This is a genomic window from Brytella acorum (assembly GCF_029309905.1).
Taxonomy (GTDB): Bacteria; Pseudomonadota; Alphaproteobacteria; order Acetobacterales; family Acetobacteraceae; genus Brytella; species Brytella acorum.
The window spans coordinates 39,541-62,950 of the sequence record NZ_JARBJP010000010.1; the positions used below are offsets into that span (position 1 = coordinate 39,541).

Annotated in this window: 14 protein-coding genes; 4 read left to right on the forward strand and 10 right to left on the reverse strand. The window is 62.3% G+C overall.

The window, feature by feature from the left end; translation table 11 throughout:
- Positions 1–33 precede the first annotated feature (33 nt).
- From PWM43_RS13075 to PWM43_RS13085, 3 genes are read right to left on the reverse strand one after another with little or no spacing between them, the layout of a single operon-like run.
- Positions 34–783, reverse strand: a complete 750-nt coding sequence (locus PWM43_RS13075) for a copper resistance protein B (protein WP_394356082.1) — start codon at positions 781–783, stop codon at positions 34–36.
- Between the two features lie 14 nt (positions 784–797).
- Positions 798–2,630, reverse strand: coding sequence for a copper resistance system multicopper oxidase (locus PWM43_RS13080; protein ID WP_289842964.1), 1,833 nt, complete (start codon positions 2,628–2,630; stop codon positions 798–800).
- A gap of 51 nt (positions 2,631–2,681) precedes the next feature.
- The gene (locus PWM43_RS13085; RefSeq protein WP_289842965.1) at positions 2,682–3,191 is read right to left on the reverse strand and encodes a hypothetical protein; all 510 of its coding nucleotides are present in this window, start codon (positions 3,189–3,191) and stop codon (positions 2,682–2,684) included.
- A 28-nt stretch (positions 3,192–3,219) separates the two neighbouring features.
- Between PWM43_RS13085 and hflX the strand changes: the two genes are divergently transcribed.
- Positions 3,220–4,572: a GTPase HflX gene (hflX, locus tag PWM43_RS13090; RefSeq protein ID WP_289842966.1), complete on the forward strand. Its 1,353-nt coding sequence runs from the start codon at positions 3,220–3,222 to the stop codon at positions 4,570–4,572.
- Between the two features lie 43 nt (positions 4,573–4,615).
- Positions 4,616–5,518, forward strand: a complete 903-nt coding sequence (gene bla, locus PWM43_RS13095; protein WP_289842967.1) for a class A beta-lactamase — start codon at positions 4,616–4,618, stop codon at positions 5,516–5,518.
- 30 nt (positions 5,519–5,548) lie between these two features.
- On the opposite strand, the gene PWM43_RS13100 is transcribed toward bla, so the two are convergent.
- Entirely contained in the window at positions 5,549–7,171 is a 1,623-nt protein-coding gene (locus tag PWM43_RS13100) for an ABC-F family ATP-binding cassette domain-containing protein (protein ID WP_289842968.1), read from the reverse strand.
- Between the two features lie 285 nt (positions 7,172–7,456).
- Here PWM43_RS13100 and PWM43_RS13105 point away from each other — a divergent pair, with 285 nt between their 5' ends.
- A complete protein-coding gene (locus PWM43_RS13105) occupies positions 7,457–8,257 on the forward strand; it encodes an SDR family NAD(P)-dependent oxidoreductase (protein WP_289842969.1) in 801 nt (266 codons plus the stop codon).
- Between the two features lie 65 nt (positions 8,258–8,322).
- On the opposite strand, the gene PWM43_RS13110 is transcribed toward PWM43_RS13105, so the two are convergent.
- From PWM43_RS13110 to PWM43_RS13130, 5 genes are all read right to left on the reverse strand, one after another.
- A complete protein-coding gene (locus tag PWM43_RS13110) occupies positions 8,323–9,789 on the reverse strand; it encodes a mannitol dehydrogenase family protein (RefSeq protein ID WP_289842970.1) in 1,467 nt (488 codons plus the stop codon).
- Between the two features lie 186 nt (positions 9,790–9,975).
- The gene (gene pbpC, locus PWM43_RS13115; protein ID WP_289842971.1) at positions 9,976–11,991 is read right to left on the reverse strand and encodes a penicillin-binding protein 1C; all 2,016 of its coding nucleotides are present in this window, start codon (positions 11,989–11,991) and stop codon (positions 9,976–9,978) included.
- Complete coding sequence (locus PWM43_RS13120; RefSeq protein WP_289842972.1) at positions 11,988–17,069, reverse strand: alpha-2-macroglobulin family protein; 5,082 nt, start codon at positions 17,067–17,069, stop codon at positions 11,988–11,990. Before PWM43_RS13120 ends, pbpC begins: the two co-directional genes overlap by 4 nt.
- A 146-nt stretch (positions 17,070–17,215) precedes the next feature.
- Positions 17,216–17,752, reverse strand: a complete 537-nt coding sequence (locus PWM43_RS13125) for a hypothetical protein (RefSeq protein WP_289842973.1) — start codon at positions 17,750–17,752, stop codon at positions 17,216–17,218.
- A 203-nt stretch (positions 17,753–17,955) separates the two neighbouring features.
- On the reverse strand, positions 17,956–19,620 hold the full coding sequence (locus PWM43_RS13130) for a hypothetical protein (RefSeq protein WP_289842974.1): 1,665 nt from the start codon (positions 19,618–19,620) through the stop codon (positions 17,956–17,958).
- 270 nt (positions 19,621–19,890) lie between these two features.
- Between PWM43_RS13130 and PWM43_RS13135 the strand changes: the two genes are divergently transcribed.
- Entirely contained in the window at positions 19,891–21,558 is a 1,668-nt protein-coding gene (locus PWM43_RS13135; RefSeq protein ID WP_394356083.1) for a phospholipase C, read from the forward strand.
- 414 nt (positions 21,559–21,972) lie between these two features.
- On the opposite strand, the gene PWM43_RS13140 is transcribed toward PWM43_RS13135, so the two are convergent.
- Entirely contained in the window at positions 21,973–23,277 is a 1,305-nt protein-coding gene (locus tag PWM43_RS13140; RefSeq protein ID WP_394356084.1) for a TonB-dependent receptor domain-containing protein, read from the reverse strand.
- Between the last annotated feature and the right edge of the window lie 133 nt (positions 23,278–23,410).

Consider the following 23,410-nt stretch of genomic DNA (forward strand, 5'->3'; position numbering starts at 1 on the left):
TGGAGCTGAGAGCCAGTAAGGCCGATCGGAAGGTCAGAACCATGACCGGAGCCCGAATGTGAAGCGGACGGACCCTGTCGGGTCGCCGCGCTCATGGGCGAAGCGGCGCGCCTGCGTGAAATAGCCCGCATAGGTCACGGCGATATAGGGCGCGAATTTCCGCCAGGCTTCGTAGCGCAGCCGCAGACCGGCATCGACGTCGGACAGGCCCGCGCCTACGCCGCGTCCCTGATCGGCCTTGGTGTAAATGTTGAATTCCGCCTGCGGCTGGAGGATGAGCCGGTTGGTCAGCAGGAAATCGTACGATCCTTCCAGGCGGGTCGCGAAACGGCCCCGGTCGCTGGCATAGGCGGTGGCCTGCATTTCGAACTGGTAAAGGGCCAGCCCCTGAATGCCGAAAGCCGCCCATGTGCGCGTCGGGCCGTCATCCAGATCGACCCGCACGCCGCCCTGAATATCGAAATAGCGCGATATGGCGCGGCTGTAGAGCGCTTCATGATCGCCGTCGTGAAGGCGTCCCTTCTCGACGGTCCCTTCCGTCTTCAGCCACAGGCGGTTGTAGTCTCCGCCGAACCAGGCTTCGCCATCCCAGCGGAAATCGCTGTTCCCCGGCGCGTAGCGGCCCTCAAGCGCGTCGAGGATACCATGGAACCACGTTCCCTGGTCCATGACCGGCATGATGCCGTCGATATAGCTCGGCGTGCCCGCATCGGGGGCGTCGGCGGCGTGGTATTGCGTGGTCTGCGCGTGGGCCATGCACGCGCAGAGCAGTGACAGGCCCATCAGAAGCAGCGCCCTCATGACACGAGCACCGTGCGGAACATGCCCAGATCCATGTGATACATGAGATGGCAGTGGAAGGCCCACCGACCGGGCACATCAGCCGTGACGAGGTAGCTGAGTTTCGATCCCGGCTGGCAGATGATCGTGTGCTTGTAAGGCGCATAGGCCCCCTGGCCGTTCTCCAGCTCGCTCCATAATCCGTGGAGGTGGATCGGATGTTCCATCATGGTGTCGTTGATGAGCGTGAAACGCACACGCTCGCCGCGCCGCAGGCGAATGGGGCCGGACTCCGAAAACTTCCGTCCGTTGAAGCCCCAGATATAGCGGTTCATGTTGCCGGTGAGATGCATGATGATCTCGCGAGACGGCGGGCGTGGGTCCGCGCCGGGGCGCGTGGCCCGAAGCTGCCGATAGTTCAGAACACGGCGGCCGTTGTCCTCGAGACCGTCACCGGGACTGCCGGTGCGGTCGATCGGCATCATCGCGACGTTCTGGTTCTCCACGCCGATGGGGGGCGGGCCCGGATCGTCCACTTCCAGCGGGTGCGCGACGGAGCCCTGCCCGTCATGGCGCATATCCATGCCGGACATATCCATACCGGGCATATCCATCGCGTGCATGTCGGCATGGGCGTGAGCGGGAGAGGCGCCGTCCATCTCCGGCATGCCGTCGCCGGGCTTCATGTCGCCCATGCCCATGTCGGCCATGCCCATGTCCACCATCGTGCGGACGGGTCGAGGGTCCATGGGCGGCAGGTCCGGCGCCATCCCGGCCCTGGGCGCGAGAGTGCCGCGCGCGAAGCCCGTGCGATCCTCGCTCTGCGCGAAGATCGCATAGGCGCGCGCGTCTTTTGGCTGGACGATGACGTCGTAGGTTTCCGCGACGCCGATCCGGAACTCGTCGATTGGCACAGGCTCGACGTCATTGCCATCCGCCTGCACGACCAGCATTTCGAGACCCGGTATGCGCACATCGAACATCGTCATGGACGAGCCGTTGATGAATCTCAGCCGCACGCGCTCGCCGGGGTGGAACAGCCCGGTCCAATTCATGTCGGGGGCGTGGCCGTTGAGAATATAGGTATAGATCGCGCCCGAAACATCGGCGATGTCGGTCGCCGCCATGTTCATGCGCGACCATGCGAGGCGGTCCTTCAGCGCGGCCAGAGCGCCTTTTTCACGGGCTTCCCGGGGGAAAGAGGCCGCCGTGCGCTGGCGGAAGACATAATAATCGTCCTGCATCTTCAGATTGCTGACGATGTCTCGTGGAGAAACATCCGTCCATTCCGACAGAAGGATCACATAGTCCCGCTCGCAGGCGTTCGGGTCCGGCGTGGCGGGGTCGATGACGATCGCGCCATAGAGCCCCTGCTGTTCCTGACCGCCGGAATGGCTGTGATACCAGTAGGTGCCGCTCTGATGGACGCGGAAACGATAGGTGAACGTCTCTCCCGGTGGGATACCGTCGAAGCTGAGGCCCGGTACGCCGTCCATGGCGGAGGGCACGCGCACGCCATGCCAGTGGATCGAGGTCGGCTCGTCGAGGGTGTTGGTCACGGCGAGCGTGACCGTATCGCCCTGCCGCCATCGCAGGACGGGGCCGGGGACGGTGCCGTTCAGGCAGGGGGCATCAAGCGTCTTGTGATCGAGCGTGATGCGCCGCCGCCCGACGCTGAGCGACCAGTTCGTCGCGGGCGCAGGAGGGACGAGGCCGCGCGGGCCGGGAAATTCGGGGCTTTGAACCAGGGCATGGGCGGGCCGCGATAGCGCGGTCAGCAGCGCGCCTGTCCCCAGGCGCGTGACGAAACGACGCCGGGACAAAGCACCGTGCAAACGGTGTGGGGGCATGACAGGGAATCCATAAAGACGTGGCGATCCGCCGGTTGTCCGGCGGCCGGATCAGGCGCTCAGGGCGCGCGCCGCGTCTTTCGGAGGTCTCAGGAGGGGCGCGCTCGTCGCACCGATCACCGCGTCATATCGGGGGCGACCATAGCGGGAGCGTTCCGCCGCGCTCAGGACAACCGGCTGGGCATCGTCCGCGACCACGACGTCGGGCAGGACGGGATGAACGTTGCAGCACGGCATCCGGTGATGATGAGACGGGGAACACGCGCCGCGATCATCGGCGCTCGATGCGACGCCGCAACCGGCGTGATGGGACATCATCGTGTGAGACCCGTGCGCATGCGGCATTTCGGCGCGCGCTGGCGAGACGAACGACAGCAGACCCACCTGCATGAGCAGGCAGGCCAGCAGACCCATCCAGCTTCGCATCCGTGCTGTCACGAATTCACGCATTCCCGTTATTGTCGAAGGGCGCTGCGGCCCGTCGACAGCGATCCTAGACGGTGTGCGGCGACCGGTGAAGAAAATAATGCCGTGAAACGCGTCTTCGTTCTGCCGTTCCATCGTTCATATTCGTGCTACATGCTGAAAGATGGAAACTGCGCTCCCGATCCCGCTGGCCGTGCTTGTCGGCATTCAGACCCCGGATGTCGATGACATCGCCCATGAAGCGAGCCTTGCGGAGCTGGGCCGTCTGGTCAAGACGCTGGGCTACGAAGTCGTGGGCTCCGTATCGCAAAAGCGCGAAGGCACAGGTGCGGCGTCGCTTCTCGGCGCGGGCAAGCTCGAGGAACTCGCGGCCCTGACGGGCGGCACCGGCGTCGTCCGTTCGATGGCGACGCCGCCGATGACGAAAGCCCGGCGACGTTTCGAGGGGGCAGCTGCGCCGGAGGAGTCCGTGGAAGCGGATACGGATGCGGCTCGCAGGCCCGAATTCGTCATCGTCGATCATGAACTTTCGCCGAGCCAGATCCGTAATCTCGAGCGTGCGACCGGGGCTCAGGTGCTGGATCGTACCGGCGTCATCGTCGAAATCTTCCATCGTCACGCCAACACGCGCGAAGCCAGATTACAGGTGGAGATGGCGCGCCTGAAATATGTGGCGCCGCGTCTGCGCGAGTCCTCCAACGGTGGTGGTCGGCAACAGGGACCGGGCGCGGGCGAGAGCCATCTCTCCCTCGACCGCCGCAAAATCCGCGATCGTCTGGCCGAACTCAAGACCCAGCTTGAGGCCGTGCAACGTGACGGCGATCAGCGCCGTTCGGCCCGGCGCGACCAGCTGCGCGTCGCGCTGGTGGGTTATACCAATGCCGGAAAATCCTCCCTGATGCGCGCGCTTACGGGAAGCCAGGTGCTGGTTCAGGACAAGCTGTTCGCCACGCTGGACACAACCGTTCGGACCCTGCAACCCGAGACGCGGCCGCGTATTCTCATCGCTGACACGGTCGGCTTCATCAAGCAGTTGCCCCACGATCTGGTGGCGTCTTTTCGATCCACCCTGTCCGAAGCGCTGGAGGCGTCCCTGCTGCTCTTCGTGGTGGATGCGTCGGACCTGACCTATGAGGCGCAGTTGGAAGTGAGCCGAAGCGTGCTGCGGGAAATCGGCGCGGATGCGGTGCCGTCGCGCCTAGTATTGAACAAGATGGACCAGGTCGACGCGGACCGGCGGGCCGCCCTGCTGGAAAAACACCCCGATGCGATCATGCTGTCCGCCCATGAAGCCGAGGATGTGAGCGCGCTGCGAGACACCATCATCGCGTTTTTCGAGGCCGAGATGGTCGATGACGTCCTGGTGCTTCCATACGCGAAGCAGGCCCTGATCGGCGAGATCTACGAAAATGCGCGGGTGCTGTCCGAGGAACATAACGAAACGGGCCGCGTGTTGAAGGTGCGGGGCCTGCCTGGAGCCATGGAGCGGTTACGCCGGAGCCTCGGTTCGGCCTGACCGTTGAAGGCGGCGTCATTGTCTTCTTTATGGGGGTGTTTCCATGCGTCGTCGTGATTTTCTATGGCTGAGTCCGGCTTTTCTGGCGTCTCCGGCGCTGGCGCGCAGCGCGCTCATGGACGTTGTCGCCCGTTATGAGCGCTCAAGCGGCGGTCATATCGGGGTCTATGCAAAAAATATCGTGACGGGCGAGACATTGGCCTGGCGGCCTGACGAGCGCTTTGTCATGTGCAGCACGTTCAAAGCTTCTCTCGCGGCGTGTGTGCTGTCGCTTTGCGATCAGGGGCACGAAAGTCTCGATCGACAGGTCTCCTATGGGGCGTCCGATATCCAGGACTGGTACGCGCCGGTCGCCAAGGCGCATCTGGCCGGTGGAAGCCTCTCCGTGCGGGAGTTGTGTGCGGGGGCGGTCGAGCAGAGCGACAATAGCTGCGCCAATATTCTTCTGGCCCGTATCGGAGGGCCGGCGGCGTTGACGGCGTTCTGGCGTCGACTGGGCGATCGGGAAACCCGGCTCGACAATGTGGAACCCGTCCTGAACCGGACGCCTCCCGGGGGCATAAACGATACGACGACACCCGCGTCCATGACGGGCATATTGCAAACGCTCGTTCTCGGGGAAGTTTTGTCCGCAACCTCCCGACGAATCCTCACGACCTGGCTGGTGGGATGCAGAACCGGCGCCAACCGGCTGCGGGCGGGTTTCCCGCCGGATTGGGTGGTCGGAGATAAAACCGGCAATAACGGTTCTGACGCGGCGGGCGATATCGCCGTGATATGGCCCCGGCCCCGAACGCCTCTGGTGATGAGCGTCTACACCCGGGGCGGCACGCCGACAGAGGGCCAGTTGAGAGAGGCTTTTGCCGGGATCGCGCATCTGGCGGCCAGATCGCTCGTGGTATCGGAGCATGCGCCGACGCCGGGCGATCGCGGTCATCCCCGCTGATCCCCGCGTCCTTGCGGCGGGAGCGTAATGTTACGCGTGCAGACCGGGCGCTTCCCGCCCGGTGCGCGCGACATATTCCGTATAGCCGCCGTCATAACGGTGAAGACCCTCCGGCGTCAGTTCCAGCACCCGGTTCGACAATGCCGACAGAAAATGCCGGTCATGCGAGACGAAGAGCATGGTGCCGTCATAATCCGCCAGGGCCGCGATCAGCATTTCCTTTGTCGCGATGTCGAGATGGTTGGTGGGCTCGTCCAGCACCAGGAAGTTCGGCGGATCGTACAGCATCAGGGCCATGACCAGCCGCGCCTTCTCGCCGCCGGACAGGACCCGGCAGCTTTTCTCGACATCATCGCCCGAAAACCCGAAGCCGCCCGCCAGCGCCCGCAACGAACCTTGGCCAGCCAGAGGAAACGCATCGTTCAGCGTCTCGAAGACCGTCCGCTCGCCGTCCAGAAGATCCATGGCGTGCTGGGCAAAATAGCCCATCTTCACACTGCCTCCGAGCGTGACCGTGCCCGCATCGGGTTCGGTCGTCCCCGTGACCAGCTTCAGGAGGGTCGATTTGCCCGCGCCGTTGACGCCGAGCACGCAGCAGCGCTCCTGTCGCCGGATCAGCAGGTCCAGCCCCTGATAGATCACCCGGCTGCCATAACGCTTGTCGACGCCGCGCAGATTGACGACCGCATCGCCCGATCTCGGCGCCTGCGGAAAGGTGAAGGAGAGCGTCTGACGGCGCTTCGGGGGTTCGACACGGTCGATCTTGTCCAGTTTCTTCACCCGGCTCTGCACCTGGGCGGCGTGGGACGCGCGGGCCTTGAACCGCTCGATGAAGGCGACTTCCTTTGCCAGCATGGCCTGCTGGCGGTCGAACTGCGCCTGCTGCTGCTTTTCGTTCAGAGCGCGCTGCTGTTCATAAAACTCGTAATCCCCCGAGAAACTCGTCAGCGCCCCGCCATCGATCTCGATCACCTTGTTGATGATCCGGTTCATGAAGGCGCGATCATGCGACGTCATCAGCAAGGCGCCGTCATAGCCGCCGAGGAACTGTTCCAGCCAGATCAGGCTCTCCAGATCGAGATGGTTGCTCGGCTCGTCGAGAAGCATCACGTCAGGCTTCATCAGCAGGATCCGCGCGAGCGCCACGCGCATCTTCCAGCCGCCCGACAGCCGTCCGACGTCGCCATCCATCATTTCCTGGCTGAAACCGAGCCCGTGCAGGACTTCGCGCGCACGACCGTCCAGCGCGTATCCGCCCAGCTCCTCGAAGCGCGCCTGCACGTCGCCGAAGCGCTCGAGAATGGCGTCCAGATCGTCGAACCGCTCGGGGTCGGCCATCGCCGCTTCCAGTGCGGCCAGTTCCGCCCCGACTTCCGCGACCGGCCCGGCGCCGTCCATCACTTCGGCGACGGCGCTCCGGCCCGCCATCTCTCCGACGTCCTGATTGAAGAACCCGATCGTGATGCCGCGATCGGTCAGGACGTTGCCTTCGTCCGGCTCTTCCCTGCCTGTGATCAGCCGAAAGAGCGTTGTCTTCCCGGCTCCGTTGGGGCCGACCAGTCCGATCTTCTCGCCCTTCTGAAGGGCCGCCGACGCCTCGATGAAAATCACGCGGTTGCCATTGTGCTTGCTGATGGTGTCGAGACGGATCATGGAAACCCAGATGCTGAAGGGGAGATTGAAGGAAAAGCGATGTCCTTATCCCGCAGGCCATGCATCGCGTAAACCGCTGACCGTGCATCGGGTCCGAAGTCCGGAGACTCAAGTTGTCCGAAGCGACGGCGCGGACATCCATGAGCTTCATCAGGCGGAAACATCGTGCGGGGCCGATGCGTTACATTCTGCCGCGTTCTATGATGCAAACGACCCTGTCCGGACGCGCAGGAAGACATGCGCTCCCGGATCGGGCAGGAGCGTAAGAACAGAGGTTTGGACGCCATGAGTGTTGAGCAACGTTTTGTCGGGCAGACCGCCCTTGTGACCGGAGCCGCGGGGAATATCGGGCTGGCCGTTGCCACCCGTCTGGCGCGTGAAGGCGCTCGACTGGTTTTGCTGGATCTCGATGGGGACAAGCTCGGCCATGCACGTGATGAAGTCGCGACCCTCGGCGGCAAGGTCGAAACGGTCCTATGCGACGTTACGGACTATAAAAGCGTGGAAGCGGCGGTGGCGACCGCCGAAGCCGCGCTCGGCCCGGTCGGATTGCTGTTCAACAATGCCGGGTATCAGGGTGCGTTCGCACCGATCCATGAGTATCCCGTCGAGGATTTCGAGCGCGTGGTACAGATCGACCTGATCGGCGCGTTTCACGTGCTGCGCGCGGTGTCGCGCCGGATGGTGGCGCAGAAATTCGGGCGCATCGTGAACACGGCCAGCATGGCGGGGCTTCAGGGACCGCCGAATATGGGCGCGTATGGAGCGTCCAAATTTGGCGTCGTGGGGCTGACGCAGGTCGCGTCGAAGGATCTCGCGCCCCATAATATCCGGGTCAACGGGATCGCGCCTGCTCTGATGGGGCCGGGATTCATGTGGGACCGTCAGACGGAGCTTCAGGCGCGCACCAATACGCAGTATTTTTCGACCGATCCGGAAGAAGTGAAAAAGCAGATGCTCGGTGGCGTGCCGATGCGTCGGCTTGGCGCGATGGAGGAAATTCCCGGCGTTGTGTCGTTCCTGCTCAGCGACGACTCAAGCTATATCACGGGCGTGACATTGCCGATCTCGGGCGGAATCGTCTGAAACCGGAAAGGGGGGGATCGCGATCCCGCCTTCTTATGTAAACGGGCAAGATCTCCCGGAACCTGTTACAGACCCAGGCTCCGCAACGTGGCCCGCACGCCCTCGGCGCGGAGCTGCTTGCGAAACGCGACGACTTTCGCATCCAGCGCGGACGTATCGAGATCGCGCCAGGGATCGAAGGACGGCAGTTGCAGGGCGCTTTCGAAGTCATCGGCTTTCGCCAGCGCTTTCTGCCTGTCCTTGAAGGTCGGTTCCGAATGTTTGTAGGACTCGCCCTTCTCGTTGACGCCGCGCAGCATCTCCAGATAGGCGGCCATTCCAAACGCGATGCGGGTCAGGTCCCCCTTGTTCTGAAGGGCCTTGCGGATGGTGTCCGTCCAGAAGACCTGGATCTTGGAGGAGCCGTCGCTGGCGATGCGCAACGTCTGGTCCGCCATCGCGGGATTGGAGAAGCGGCTCAGAACGCTGTCCCGATAGCCCTCCAGCGTCATGCCCGGCGGGGCCTTGAGCGTCGGGATGACATCCCTGTTCAGGAAGGCCAGATCGAGCGCCTTGAGGTCGGGATCGTTGACGGCCTCGTCAATATGTTCGTAGCCAAGCAGGACGGCGGGAAAAGCCAGCAGGACATGGGCGGCGTTGAGCATGCGGATCTTCACATACTCGTAATCAGTGACGTCGTCGACGAACTGCACGCCGCTTTTTTCAAGAGGGGGGCGGCCATCAGCGAAGCGGTCTTCCAGAACCCACTGGGTGAAATCCTCGGCGACCAGGGGCAGGTCATCGTGCAATCCGCTGGCGGCGTTCAGCTTTCTGACGGTCGCGGCTGACACTGTGGGCGTGATGCGGTCGACCATGCCATTGGGGAACGTGGCGTTGTCCTCGATCCACTGCGCCAGTTCGGGGTCACACGCTTTCGCGAAACCGAGGAACGCCTTGCGCGCCACATTGCCGTTATGGCGCAGATTGTCGCAGGACATCACCGTGAAAGCCTTGCTCTCGGCCGCGCGGCGGCGACGCAAGCCCTCGACCACATAGCCGAAAATGGTGGATGGCCGTTCCGGCGTTTCGAGATCCTGACGCACGGCGGCATCGTCGAGGTCGAATTCGCCGGTGGTTTCGTCGATGTTATAGCCGCCCTCGGTAATCGTCATGGAGACGATCCTGATGGACGGATCGGACAGTCGCTCGAGCACCGCCTCCGGATCGGCGGGGGCCAGAAGATAGTCCCGCAGGCAGCCGATCACGCTGATGGTGCTCTGACCCGAAGGAGCGGTCTCGGTCAGGGAATAAAGGCAATCCTGTCGGCGAAATTCCTCGGCTTTTTTCTTCGAGCGGTCGCTATCGGTCAGCCCGACGCCGACGATCGCCCAGTTGGGGTCGTCCTTGAGGATCTTCTCGACATACAGCGCTTCATGAGCACGAAAGAAGTTGCCGACGCCGAAATGCACGATGCCGGGCCTGACGGCCGCGAGATCGTAGCCGGGCGCGACGACGCCGGGGGGAAGAGACTTCAGGGTCTCGCGCGTGATCATGAATACGCTCCTGTTCTGCGTGGAAGGGAATGCGGTAACCGCAGTTTATGTCTTTGTATGTCAAAATCCAAATGTCGTGATGCCTGTCCTGCCGAAGATCCGGGCGGCAAGGCACGACCTTGGGATGAAAACAGGACAGCCCGGGATCGGTTGCGTATCCTGCTGGCGTTCGTCCAATGGGTGCGATCAGCGCACGCGGATTTCAACGGCCATGTGTGCGCCGCTGGCATCGGCGAGCGCGAGATGGGCAAATCCCGGCGCGTCGGGCGTCCAGGCAGGCTGGGCGCCGGGCGGCACGTCCAGCGCCATGCCATTGACGAACCAGCGATAGGGCGGATGACCACCCGAGGCCTCCAGTCCTACAGGAAGCATGGTCCCGTCGGAAGAGCGGCTTTCGATTTCCGCATGGTCACGGGGAAAAATGATCTGTGGCGTGTCGTCCGGGGAGAGTTTCCGAAGCGCGGGTGACAGGGTCGCGAGCGCGCGATGGCGCTCCTGTTCGTCCTGGAGCGCTGGGCTTTCGGGAGGGGAAAGCAGGGCGAGAACCTCGGCCAGGACGGGCCCTGCGGTATCGCGCCCGGTGAGGCCGGGCGAGGCGGTGCCATCCGGCCGACCGGCCCAGATCCCGACCGTCCATTGCGGGGTCGAGGCCATCGCCCATCCGTCGCGGTTGCCGTAGGAGGTACCCGTCTTGAAAGCGACGCGGTTCCAGCCGGAAACGCCTTCGGGCGGCGCCGTGCCGCGCAGGATGGCGCGGATATCCGCGGCGGCGCGCGGCGTCAGGAGCATGGTTTCGGCGGTCGCGGGTTGCGCTTCGATCTGCAGGGGCGCCGTGCGGCCCTGATGATCGAGGGCTGTGTAGAGCATGGTCAGGTCGTGGAGCGACAGATCGACCCCGCCCAGCGCGATGGCGAGGCTGGGCGCGCTTTTCTCGCCGTTGCGCGCTTTCGGGAGCGAGAGCGTCGCGCCGTTCGCGGCGAGGCGTTCCATGAACGCTTTCGGGCCGACTTTGCGAAGAGCCTGAATGGCGGGAACGTTGAGCGAGAGTTGCAGAGCCTCGCTGACCGTCGTCTCGCCCCTGAAGGCGCGGTCGAAATCGAGCGGCGCATAGCCGCCGATGGAGAGGCGGACGTCACGGATGCGGGTCCGGGGCGTCATCCAGCCTTTTTCGAACGCCATGCCGTAAATGAAGGGCTTGAGGGTCGAGCCGGGTGAGCGGGACGCCAGAACGCCATCGATGGCATGGCCCGGCCCGTCATGTTCGGCCCCTCCGATCCACACGACGATCTGGCGTTTCTCATTGACGACGAGGGCTGCGAATGTTCCGCGCAATGGCGCGGGGGACGCGGTGAGCGCGTCTCTCACGCGGCGTTGCAGGCCGCTATCCAGCGTCGTGAGAATAACGCCGTCGCGATGGACGGTGAGGAAATGGCCGAGCAGTTCGGGCGCGAGATGCGCGATTTCCGGCGCTGCCGGGGCCTGGAGGATATCCGGCGTCGGGAGCGCCGCCCTGGCCAGCGTGCGGCGCGCGGCGGCGCGCAGGGCCTGCGGATGGCGGTCGGGCCGGAAGGCGGAGGGACGTCGCGGGAGCGTAACGAGAATGGCGGCCTCGGCTGTCGAGAGATGGTCGGGCTCATGTCCGAAATAGAGCAGCGATGCCGCGCGGATGCCTTCGATGTTGCGGCCTTCGGGGGCGAGGGTCAGATAGAGGTCCAGCACGCCGCTGCGGCCGTAACGCCATTCGAGTTGCAGCGCGCGGAAGATATCGCGGATTTTTCCCGTCCATGTGTGTGGATGGGGCGTCAGCAGGCGCGCGACCTGCATGGCCAGGGTCGAGCCGCCGGATACGACATGGCCGCGCCGTGCGATCTGCCATAACGCGCGTCCGAGTGCCTGGGGATCTACGCCGGGATGGTGTTCGAAGCGATGATCCTCGGTTTTCATGAGCAGGGCGAGATAGCCCGGATCGACATTGGCCGCCTTGAGTGGCAGCCGCCACATGCCGTCGCGGCTCGTATGGGCGTCCAGCAGGCTGTGGTCGGAGGCTTCCACGAGCAGTGCCGCGTCCCGGGCGCGGTGCAGATCCGGAGGGGCCAGCCGATCCAGAAGCAGCAGGCCGAGGGCCGTGACCCCCATCATCATGAGGCCGCCGCCCAGAAAGAGGCGGCGTCTGGCAAGGCGAGACCCGGTAACGAGGATCAATGTGGCGCGATTTCGACGACGCCCGATGCGGTGCGCGCCATCAGGCTCGGGCGCCGACGGCCGCTGACCACGGCTTCCGGCAGGGCGAAATGTCCCGGTGTTATGGCGCGTGCGATATAGGCGACGCGAAAACCGCGAGCGGCGAGCGTCGGATTTTCCGTGCTGAAATTCAGAACGGCCGTGAAGCGGTCATCCTGGGCGGCAGTATGGTCGGGGCGGGTCAGCTCTCCGAGGAAGGCGTAAGGCGGCTGGGTTTTATCGTTTTCGTCGTCATCGCGGAGATTGTCGTCCGTGCGTCCCTCGAAAGGCGCGACGATCCGTTCGATCTCCCATCCGGCGGGCAGGAGATCGGTGACCGCGACCTGATAACGCCCCGGCCTGAGGGCCGTGCCATTGAGACTGATGATGAAACGGTCATTCTGTTTCATACGGGCTAGGTCGAACGGCGCGCCAGTCAGCGTATAGGCGTGCATTTCGAGCGTCAGACCATGCGCGACCGGCTGGGCATTTCCATCGGGCTCGCCATGCAGCGTCACGGTGCGGAACAGTGCTTTGCGGCCGGTATTTTCGATCGTGACGCCTTTCTCCAGAGCCGCGGGCGTCAGGCGGTCCGTCAGGGGAAGCCGGAGCGGGGTCGCGTTGGGGCGGCCCTGAATGCGGACGCTGCGGCCTTCGGTGTCGGCGTTCATGGCGCTGGCGGCTTCGAGCAGCGCCGTTTTCGTCGTGTTCATCAGATCATCGGGCGCGAGTGTGAGTTTGCCGAAGCGCTCGATCAGAAGGCGCGTGCGCCGATCGTCATGGGCTTCCGCCGCGAGGGCGGCCAGACCGCCGAGATCGCGGACATAAGCCCAGTAATTCCCGTCCCATAGAGGTGGCGGCCCGACGCGCGCCGGGCCGAGCGCTGCGATTGCGGCATCGAACAGCGCGCCCGGAGAAGACGGGCTTCCGTCGTCCGGCGCGTCGTCCAGAGTCAGGGACACGGCGATGTGCCCGAGCGCGAGCGGTTGCGCCTGCGCATTGGTCTCGGCGTTGCCCGCCCAGAGAACCCGTGTGCGACCCTGGTCCTTGCGGGTGACCAACGCGGCGGCCAGATTATGAATGACATCGGGATGCAGACGTCCGGCGCGCGCCAGGACATAGGTGGCGTAGGCCCGTGTGTTGAGGCTCGAAGAACCGCCGTCCCCGGCCCCGTTCCCGTCGTCCTCTTCTTCCGGAGAACCCTGGATCTGCGCCGTCTCGATATGATCGAGGAGCAGGTCGAGACGGTCCTTGGGCACGGCATAGCCGGCCGCTTTGGCCCGCACGAGGAAATCGGCGATGTAATCCAGGCTTTGGGGGAGGCTGCGCCCATCGGAACGGTCCCATTGCCCGATTTCGCCGGACGGGTTCTGCCGGTCGAGCAGCGTCTCGATGGCTGATGTGACGGTCCTGTTCAGGCTGGCTTTCGTTTCCTCCGGTCCCAGAAGCGTCGGATCGTTCACCTGCAGGAGCGCGCGGGCCTGGGCGGCGAGATCGTCCGAGCTTCCCCACAGGCTCGACTGGAGGGATTGAAGCAGCGCGACGGTATCAAGCCCGCCCGACGCGGAAAGGCCGAGCGTGACCTGCGTATCGTTCGGGTCGAAGCCCGTCAGGACCTTGGCGTCGATCCTTTGCTGCGCGGCGGGCGGCAGCCACGCGGATTGCGTGACCGTTACCGGGACATGGGCCAGACGGATGCCGATCGGCCAGCTTCGGGTCAGCAGGGGCGCGGACTGGCCCGCGCGTCGCAACGTCAGATGGATATGGGCGATGGCCGTTCGGCCCGGCATCGTCGGGCTGGCGATCAGGGGAACACGCATATCCGCCCGCGCGCCACGTTTGACCTCGGCTTCGATGGTGCTGGATGACGCCGGGATCTGGAGCGGCCCGTCCGTGGAAAGCTGAACGACGTAGCGGGCGGCGGGGCCATCGACATTGACGATGGAGACCAGCGCCTGCGACGTATCGCCGGGGGCCAGGAAACGCGGCAGGCCGAGATCGGGGAAAACGGGGTCACGCGACGTGATGTCGGCCTGGGCATTGCCCAGCGCGTTTTCGCTCCAGGCGGATGCCATGAGGTGAAGCTGGCCGTCGAAATCCGGCAGATCGAACGAGACGCTGCCATGGCCGGAGGCATCGAGCGTCACCGGACCGTCGAAAAGGGCGACGCTTTGCGTCGTTCGCACGGGCGGCCCGTCCGCGTCCGCGCCTTTCGATGCGCCGTCTCCGCCTGAGCGGATACGTCCGGCTTTCGCATCGGTCAGCAGCAGGGACCCATAATTATCGACCATGTCCAGCCCGAGGCGCTGGCGACCGAACACGGCGTCGAACATGTCCAGAGGCGTGAAATGCGTCAGGCTGAGAATGCCCTGATCCACGGCGGCGACCGCGACCCGCACATGGTCGGCCGGAGCGTCGTGAGCGCCATGCACGGAAATCGGAATGGTGACGCGTCGACGGGGAACGACCGATTTCGGGGGATCGAGGGCAACCGCAAGCTGATGGGCGCTCTGATCCACGCCGATCCATGCGACGCCGACCGCCCGTACCGGATCATGGGGACGCAGGCCCGAAGCCGCGGGGCCTTTCAGCGGACGATAGAGCGTGACCAGGGCGTACACGCCCGAATGCCAGTTCGGCGCGGCGGTCACCGGCACGTCGAGACCCTCTTTCGGGACGTCGAGACTCTGGGTGCCGAGCACGCGATCCGTGGCGAGCGTGACCTGGGCCTGTCCCGCGAAGCCGCCGCCGATGTGAAGGACGGTGCTTCCATCGGGTGCGATCCGTGCGTCACGCACGGTGAGCGGCAGCCGGTCCGGCGTGTTGGCGTCCGAGTTGAGACCCCACCCGACGTGAAAACGCAGCGACGAGCCGGTCTCGCCGCTCGGGGTGCTGGCGGACAGACGGTATTCGCCCCAGTCCAGCGTGGGAGCGATGCGGGCCTTGCCACGCGCGTCGGTCGCGAGATCACCGGCCTGCATCGGGACGTCCACGGTGTGGCTGGAGAATGTCCAGCCATTGTCGTCGCTATGTGACCAGTTGTAGATCCGGTTGATCCTTGAGAGGGTCCAGTGGATCTTTCCGAGCGGCAGGGGGCGGTTGTCCGGATCGAAGCTCGCGAGATCGACCGGAATGGCCGCGCTCCCCGAGCCGCCGATGTTATCCGCGGCGACGTGCAGGCCGATCAGCGGCGTGGTCCGGCGGACGGGAATGGTCAGACGCTCGCCGACGCGTCGGCCCGTCGGGTCCAGAAAACCGGCGCGCACATCGACCTCAAGCGGCTTCGTCATGCCGCGCGGGATATCCGGCGTGAAAGACAGGCGGGCGCGTCCTTGAGGATCGGCGGGGGCTGCATCGATCTCGCCTTCCGCCGATTTCATGTCCTCATTTTCAAAACCGAAAGACCAGCTTTTGTAGCCCGGGACCGGATCGGCCGCAGGCGTGACGCTGTAGGAACTGTCGCTCTTCAGACCGGCGCCCGGCGCTCCGTAAAGAAAGCGGACCGTGGCGTCGATCGTGACAGCCTGACCCACGGTCGCAAAGGCCGGGGGTGTGAAACTGGCGGCGATCACCGGCGGGACAAAGTCCTGCACGTTGAAATGCGTCGATCCGATGGCTGGCAGTGTGGGGTCGAGCAGGATGTCGGCGCGCCACAGGCCCGACGGCGCGGAAGCGTTCAGCGGCAGGGAGAGCGCGTAACCGCCGGTCTGGCCGCCGGAAAGCGGAACGCGCCGCTCTTCCATCCCGTCGGGTCGGTGCAGGACGAGGATCGGGTGGCTGTCGTCCAGGGCCTTTCCGGCCCGGTCGCGCATCAGAACGAGGGCGCGCAGGGTTTCACCGGGCCGGTAGATGCCGCGATCGAGCTGGACAAGGGCGCGACTGTCGCCCGGAGAAGCCGGGATGTCGGCGCCCTCCGCATGGCGCTCCGAAAAGTCGAACCATGGCCTGTCGAGACGCAGAAAGCCGAAATCGTCGCCGTGAGTCGCGAGCAGGACCGAGGGATGATCGGCCATTCTGCCGCGCAGGAGCGGGGCGTCGAAATGTCCCAGCCCCTGGGTGTCGGTCGTGATCGTCCCGAGGACGCTCCCGTCGCGCGCGCGGAGAGACAGATTGACGCCCGCCATCGGCGTGCCGTCCGCCAGCGAGCGGATGGCGACCGTCAGTCCATCCTCTCCCCGCAGCATCGTCATGCCCAGGTCGCTCATGTTGACCCAGTGCGCGGCGATATCCTGATCTTGCTCGATATCGGACATGTCGTTGCCGTTCGCGGCGCGCCTGGGAGGCAGCGCCGTCTCGACGGGGCTTTTTTCCGGTGGAAGCGATGCGTTTTCGACCGTGACGAGATACAGGCCGGGCTTTCCGCGCTCGATCACGTTCGACAGCGGAAAGCTTGTCGTTGTCGTCTTGTTCGGTGCGCCGTCGATCGACATCGTGCCGCGCCAGATTTCCCGCATGCTCGTGTCGAGAAGATGCCGGAACGACCAGGGGTTGAGCGTCGTCTGGCTGAGATTGATGTCCTGGCTTTCCACCCCCGCCGGGGCGGGCAACTGCTCATGGGGGCTGACACGGAAAACATGGATGCGCGCGGTTTCCACGTTGACGCTCTCGACGGCCACGCCCGGCGCGGCGCGTCCGGGGAGGATGAACCCGTCTCCCGTCAGGGCGATGTGTGCGTCGCGGCTGCCGAAACGCGCCGCCAGCGTGACGGAAGACGTCAGATGATTGCCGTTGGCCGAGGAGAAGCCTGGATCGATCTGCACCTGGTATTGTCGTCCGAAGGCAAGCCCGCCGAGGCAGAACATCTTGCCTTCGGCCCGGGGCGCCGGATGGCTCTGGGGCATGACATGGACGAATCCCGCGAGTGACGCCGCCTCGTGCGGGTCCAGTTGCTGATTGAAATGCAGGCAGATCTCGGGGCTCTCTCCCGTGGCGTCGAGAGAGACATGTTCAAATTTCAGCGGTGGAGCGTTTGAAAGTCCGGTGGGCGCGGGAGCGGCGTGGCTGACGGATGCAGAAAGCAAAGCCGTCAGGGGGAGCGTAAAAACACGGATGCGCAGCATGTCGGACCTTGAACAGCATGTGTCGGCCCCTGCGGATCAGCGGCATGGACGCGGACGATGTAACATCCGTTGCATGAGTCGGGTCCATGGAAATATCGAAGGTTGTATGAACTGATTGTGGAAATGTGACCTGTGACCCCGATCCGTCACAGGTGTTCGTCATCCGTCGTAATCCGGTCGAGGTCGGATTGTGCGTCTGGTGTCCGTGTCTTTTCGAGTTTGCGCGCGCGCCACAGGAAGAGCGGTGCCAGCAGCAGGAAGAGGACGCCAATAGTGGGAGAGAAGTATGTGCGCGATGTGGATGAAAGAAACAGAAAAGAGAAAGACTGGGCGCTGTAAGACTGAAGATAGACATAAGTCTTGATGAGCGAGAACAGGGTCAGCCAGAAACTTGCCATGTCGCAATACTGGCGTGGCACGTTGAACGAGGCCCGCTTGCGGCTCAGGAAGGATGTGACATAGGCGGCGATGGTCAGATACAGGATGAAGCCGACAACCGCGAAGCCGCTGAAGCCGAAGCTTTGCAGAAAACTCACATCCGTCTCGACATTGCGGCGCGCATAGGGCAGCAGCCCTGCGAGCACGACGGAAATACAGGCCGCCCCCGTGAGTTCGAGGGGCGTGTCCCAGAAGGCCCTGCCGCGCGCCTTGATCCGCTCGAAATCGATATCTTTGCTGTTCAAGGTCGCGTCTCCTGTTTCAGGATTTCGTTAAGGCACTGCCACCCGGGGAATGCAAGAAATCATGTAAAAAACGTGAGATTATTTTTTTATAGTGTATTGATGTGTTGCTCCCGCCTTCGATGAGACATCGCGCGGCGCGTCTGATGGTCCATGGTCAAAGCGGCTCGATGGGATGTTCCGATGCGTTTGATCTTTAGCGGCGCTCAGGGATCCGGCCAGTCGAACAGTGTCTGACAGGCGAGGAGAGTTTCACGCGGATAGACGTCGATCGCCATGAGGTTCCCTGACGGTGGATGGGGGAATGGAATGATCCTTTCCGGCGGCCCAAGGCTGGCGATGATTGCACTCTGATCGAGTCCGCTGTTGAAAAAGGGCCGGGTCAGGTCGGCGAGAATAAAGATTCTGGCTTTATCGGCCAAGGCTTCCGGACGATACCAGGAGCGTTGGCTGAGCCATGCCAGGGGGCTAAGAGCGCAGAACCCATCAGTGTTATGTGAATCGGACGTAACGGTGCGTATCGTCGTATGTCCCTGACTTGCGAGAGTCGTGAGCGACGCATACCAGTAATTTCCATAGCCCTGCGTCAGTCCTTCCGCGTCCAGAAGTGCCAGGAGCGGCTCGACATCCATCTGATGCGCGACGTGATAAGGGTCGATCAAGCGGTCTGTATCCGGACGCGGCGACCATGTCTGCGCGAAGATCGCAAGCGTCCATGCGATGGCGGGGACGAAGAGCCACGCCATCCCCACTGTCGGGCCGGAACGGGCAAACGCGATTGTTCCGTAGATCAGTATGGGCAGGAAATAGCGGATGATGTCCTCCCCGGCGATATAGAAGTCTAGAAAGATGGCCGCACCGCCCGCGCATGCCGTGCCCAGGATGAGAATGGCGGTGACGGGATCAAAAGGCGTCGGGGTCGTCCTGCGGAACGCCTGAGGGAGGAGGCGTATCGTCTGCCATGGAAGCCAGAGCAGGACGGGAAAAAGAGCAGCCAGGCGCAGCAGGGCTTCCGCTGCTTTGCCGGGTGCGGGACCAAAGAATTTTTTATCGTCGAGGCTTACGCCGAAAAGATCGCCGAGCGAGAGACGAGAGAAATGCAGATGATCGTGCATCTGCCGCGTCGACATGAAGTGAATCGTAAGATGGCTGGCATGAAAGCCGCCTGCCAGCGAGAGCACGAGCCGCGCGAGGGCCACCAGACCAAAGCTGGCTGCGAGAATGGCGGCAATCCGGAGGGCGGCGCGGCGCTCGATTCCGCGCCGGGCCATCCACAGGCTGGTGACGAGGGTCGGCACGATGAAACAGCAGGTTGCGAACGCATCGCTGATTTCGAGGATACCGACGATGAAACCGAGAGAAATGCCTGCCGCGAGGTGGCTTCCCGGACGCAGACACCGCTCGACCGTCAGCAGGCCGATCAGGGTGAAGAAGAGGGTACCGACATGATAGGGTGTGTAGGTCAGAAAGCCGATGGGGCCAGGCTCATAAAGCGGCGGGAGACCGAGAAACAGGATGACGGGCAGGAATTTCCGCCAGTCACCGTGTCGCGCCATCGTATGCCGGGCTTCGACCAGAAGGCATGCCGCCCACACGATTCCGCCCCACCAGATTGCGGGTAGAATATAGAGAGGCGCGCGCATGTCGGACGTGAAGCGGCTCAGCAGTCCCAGGCCTGGCAGATCGATGAGCCAGAAATTATCCGGCGGCGTGACCCACCCGCGAAGGAGAGGATTGCCCGAGACCATGTCCATGGCTTCGAACAGGGCGTTGGCCTGATCGGAATCGCGCAGAAACCTCAAACCGAAATGATGGCAAAGGAGGGCCGCCCCCAAAGCCAGCGCCGGGATGGCGAATGTTTTGGGCGTCATGAAAATTTCATGTCGCTGGTGACCGTCGAGCAAGACAGCGAGGGGTGGATATTGATTGCGCGCATATCAGGGTCGGGACGTCCGTTTCACCGAAAACAGGCGCCCGGCGGTGCCGGATCGAGTCTGGGCCGAAATAGCGGGACAGTGCTTCTTCGGCGGCGGCTTTGGCATTCTTGCGGGTCCGTTGGGTTGCCGTAAGGGGAATGGGTTGAATATTCTGTCTGGTATCGACTGAGAATGGGGAACGAGATGCGCTTTGGTACAGACAGGATGGCAGGACGCGGCATTCACTGGAAGCGCGTTGTGCGTCTGGTGGTTGTCGGAACCTTGTGCGCCAGCCCGTCGATCCAGGCCGAGGAGGAAGTCCATCCGGCGACGCCGATCAAACATCTCGTCGTTCTGTATGATGAGAACGTCTCGTTCGACCATTACTTCGCAACCTATCCGGTGGCGGCCAACCCGAATGGAGAACCGGCTTTTCAGGCCGCGGCGGGGACACCCCGCGCCGATACGCTCGCATCGGCGCATCTGCTCCATGAAAACCCGAACGCCGGGTCGGCGAACGGCAAGGATGCGGCCCTTCCGTATCGTCTGGACCGAACCCAGGCGAGCACGGCGGATCAGAACCATGCTTATACGCCCGAGCAACTGGCCTATGATCATGGACGTGCGGATCTCTTTCCGCGCTATACGGGTCACGGATCGCCGGGCGGAGTGGGGGCATTTACGACGCGTGGCCAGGTTATGGGCTATTTCGACGGCAATACCGTCACGGCGTTATGGCGCTATGCACAGCGTTTCGCGATGAGTGACGCCGCCTATACCGACACATACGGTCCCTCGACGCCGGGCGCGCTGGAAGCGGTCTCCGGCCAGACGAATGGGCTGCGCGTCAAGGAGACAGCCCCGTCCCCTTCCGGTCACACCAGCACGAGCTATATCCCCGACGGTCAGGGCGGGCTGACGATGATCAACGATATCGATCCGGCCGGAGACGTCTGCTCGGCGCCAGCAAAGCAGGTCTGGATGTCGGGCCCCAATATCGGGGATCTCCTGAATGAGGCTCATGTGACGTGGGGGGGCTTCATGGGGGGATTCAATCTCGCCACGCGCAACGCGAACGGTACCACGGGTTGCGCGCGCAGCGTCTATTCGGACGTCGTGGCCCAGACCGTCGTGGATTATATTCCCCACCATAACTGGTTTCAGTATTATCCAAGCACGGCCAATCTGACGCATGAGCGTCCGTCGTCGATGGACGCCATCGGCCACACGATGACTGCGGATGGAAAAACACGCGATCCTGCCAATCACGAATATGATCTCGAGGATTTCTATGCGGTCGTGCGGGCCGGTCATATGCCCGCCGTTTCGTTCCTCAAGCTTCCCGCCTATCAGGATGCCCATGCGGGCTATTCCGACCCCCTGGACGAGCAGGCAGGCATCGTTCGTCTGGTCAATTTCCTGCAAAGTCGCCCGGAATGGAAAGATACCGCGATCCTGATCGCCTATGACGATTCAGACGGTTGGTATGATCATGCCTTCGTCCTCCCCCAACATGGTTCCTTCGATCCGAAAGCCGATCAGCTGGATGGACCCGGAAAATGTGGAAGTGTTCCTGCTCCGGAGGGGATTGCGGGCAAGCCTGTCAACGGTCGCTGCGGTCCCGGAACTCGCGTTCCGCTGGTTCTGATCTCGCCCTGGGCACGCCAGAATTACATCGGCCACACATTGACCGCGCAGAGTTCGATTGCACGCTTCATCGAGGATAACTGGCTCGGTGGGAAGCGCCTTGGGAAAGGTTCGTTTGACGCTTCCGCGGCGAGCTTCGCGGATATGTTCGATTTTATCGCGCCGCCCCGGTTGTCGCCACTTTTTCTGGCGCCCGACACGGGAGAAATCGTGTCTTCGAACACCTTGAAATCTGCCTCCCCATGAACTCTCGTGAAACCCGTTTATGGTAGGGGACATCGGGGCTCTTCGTTGAAGTTACGATGCCGATCTCTCAAAATTCGGAGGTCCATGATGCCCGAATGCGCGCCTTCCATCCGGTTGGCGGCTTGCGGATCGGCGCAGTTTGTCTCAACTACTGGGTCGAATAGTCAGCCGGTCGTTTCGCAGCTGCCGTCATCGGCCCGTGCCTTCCACAGGGCGAGAATCGGAATCGACGTCCATTCTCACTCCACATATCGGCCAGTAGTTACGTTCTTTAATGTTCCGCCGTCAAATCGGCCCGGCACGGACGGAATTAGAGCAGATCCCGTTCAAATGAAATCATTTGAACGGGTGAAGATGCTCGCAAAAACAAACAACTAGAGTATTTTTAGCGAACCGGTTTGAGCGAAAAATACTCTAGAAGTCGGCTCCAAGTGTGACAACGGCTGTAAATGCCGAGCCGACTACGTAATTTGGTGTCGACGCACTTACTGTGTTTCCAAAAATACCTTTCTGCTTCACAGCCGTAAATCCAAACCCACTGATGGATGACAGGTAATTTACGCCGCCCATATTAACGAGATTAAGCATGATTTTCGGATGAATGCCTGTATTGAAAGACGGCAGGCTCCGACCAAGGTTCAGATCTGCCGTCACATAGCCAGGAATTTTCTGATCGTTCATCAGGGTTGAGTATTGCGATCCCTGATAACGCAGGTTGAAATTTCCGAAATAAAGTCCGTCATCATATGTCAGGCCAATAGCACCACTCCATTTTGGGGCACCCGGTTCCTGCTTGCCTGTCGTTGGAAGATAATCCGTCCCGGCATCAACATTATTGCCAATGCGGGTCTTGAGAAACTGGCCGGAGGCATAGGCGCTGATATGATGCCATGGTCGGGTACCGACTTCACCCTGAAATCCCCAGGCTTCTTCACCACCTGCTGAAAGCTGCGTGCTGATCAGTACACTTGTTCCTGGCAGGTAGGATGAACTGCCAATCTGATGGTTGGTCAGATTGTAATGAAACCACGCGGCAGAAACATTGACGGGGCCGTTATGCCGAAAACCGACTTCCTCTCCAATAAAGTATTCTGCCCCAAGATTTTTTGCCGGCGTGCTTGCAGGTGTCGGCGATGTCATTGAAAACTGTGGAATATACTGGCTCCATCCTGACGGTAGTCTATAGGACGTCGTCGCATTCATGTAGACCTGATCAGCCTTGGTTATACTATAGCTGGCAAGAAGTTGAGGGGTTGGTTCGAAGTAATTCTTACCTGCTTTGTATGGATCGGCTCCTGGAAGATTTTGCGTGGCGCTAACGGAAGCCATGGAGACCTTGAAGCCCGCGTCTATAAAAAGCTTGTTTCCTAACAGACTAAGCTTGTCATCCAGACCGATGGCATTGACTTGCTGAATTGTGTTCTCCTGATAGCCTGTAATGGGCACCCCATTTACCGTCAGATATTTCTGACCATAACTCCAGTCTCCAGACGGAGATAGAGCGTATTGATGCTGGTATTCTGTATGGTTTCCGTACGAATACCAATAAAATAGCGAGAGTGTATTGTATTTTTTCTTCCAGTCGAGGTTGGTCGTAAAGCCACTGGAGTTCTGTCTCCAGGGATGTACGCTCTCGACAGTTACGTTTCCGGACTGTCCTTCATACCCATCCAGAGTGCCGTATTGTTGGGTGCCAAGATAACCGCCCGCAATGGGAATGGTTGATCCGTAGTTATTGGGGCCTCTCTGGAACGTCGTGTAATACTAAATTGTTTTGGATGTGACTCATGGGGGTGCCCATAGGCGTTAAATTGTGATTCACAGGATACCATCGTTGAAGGAAGGTATCTCT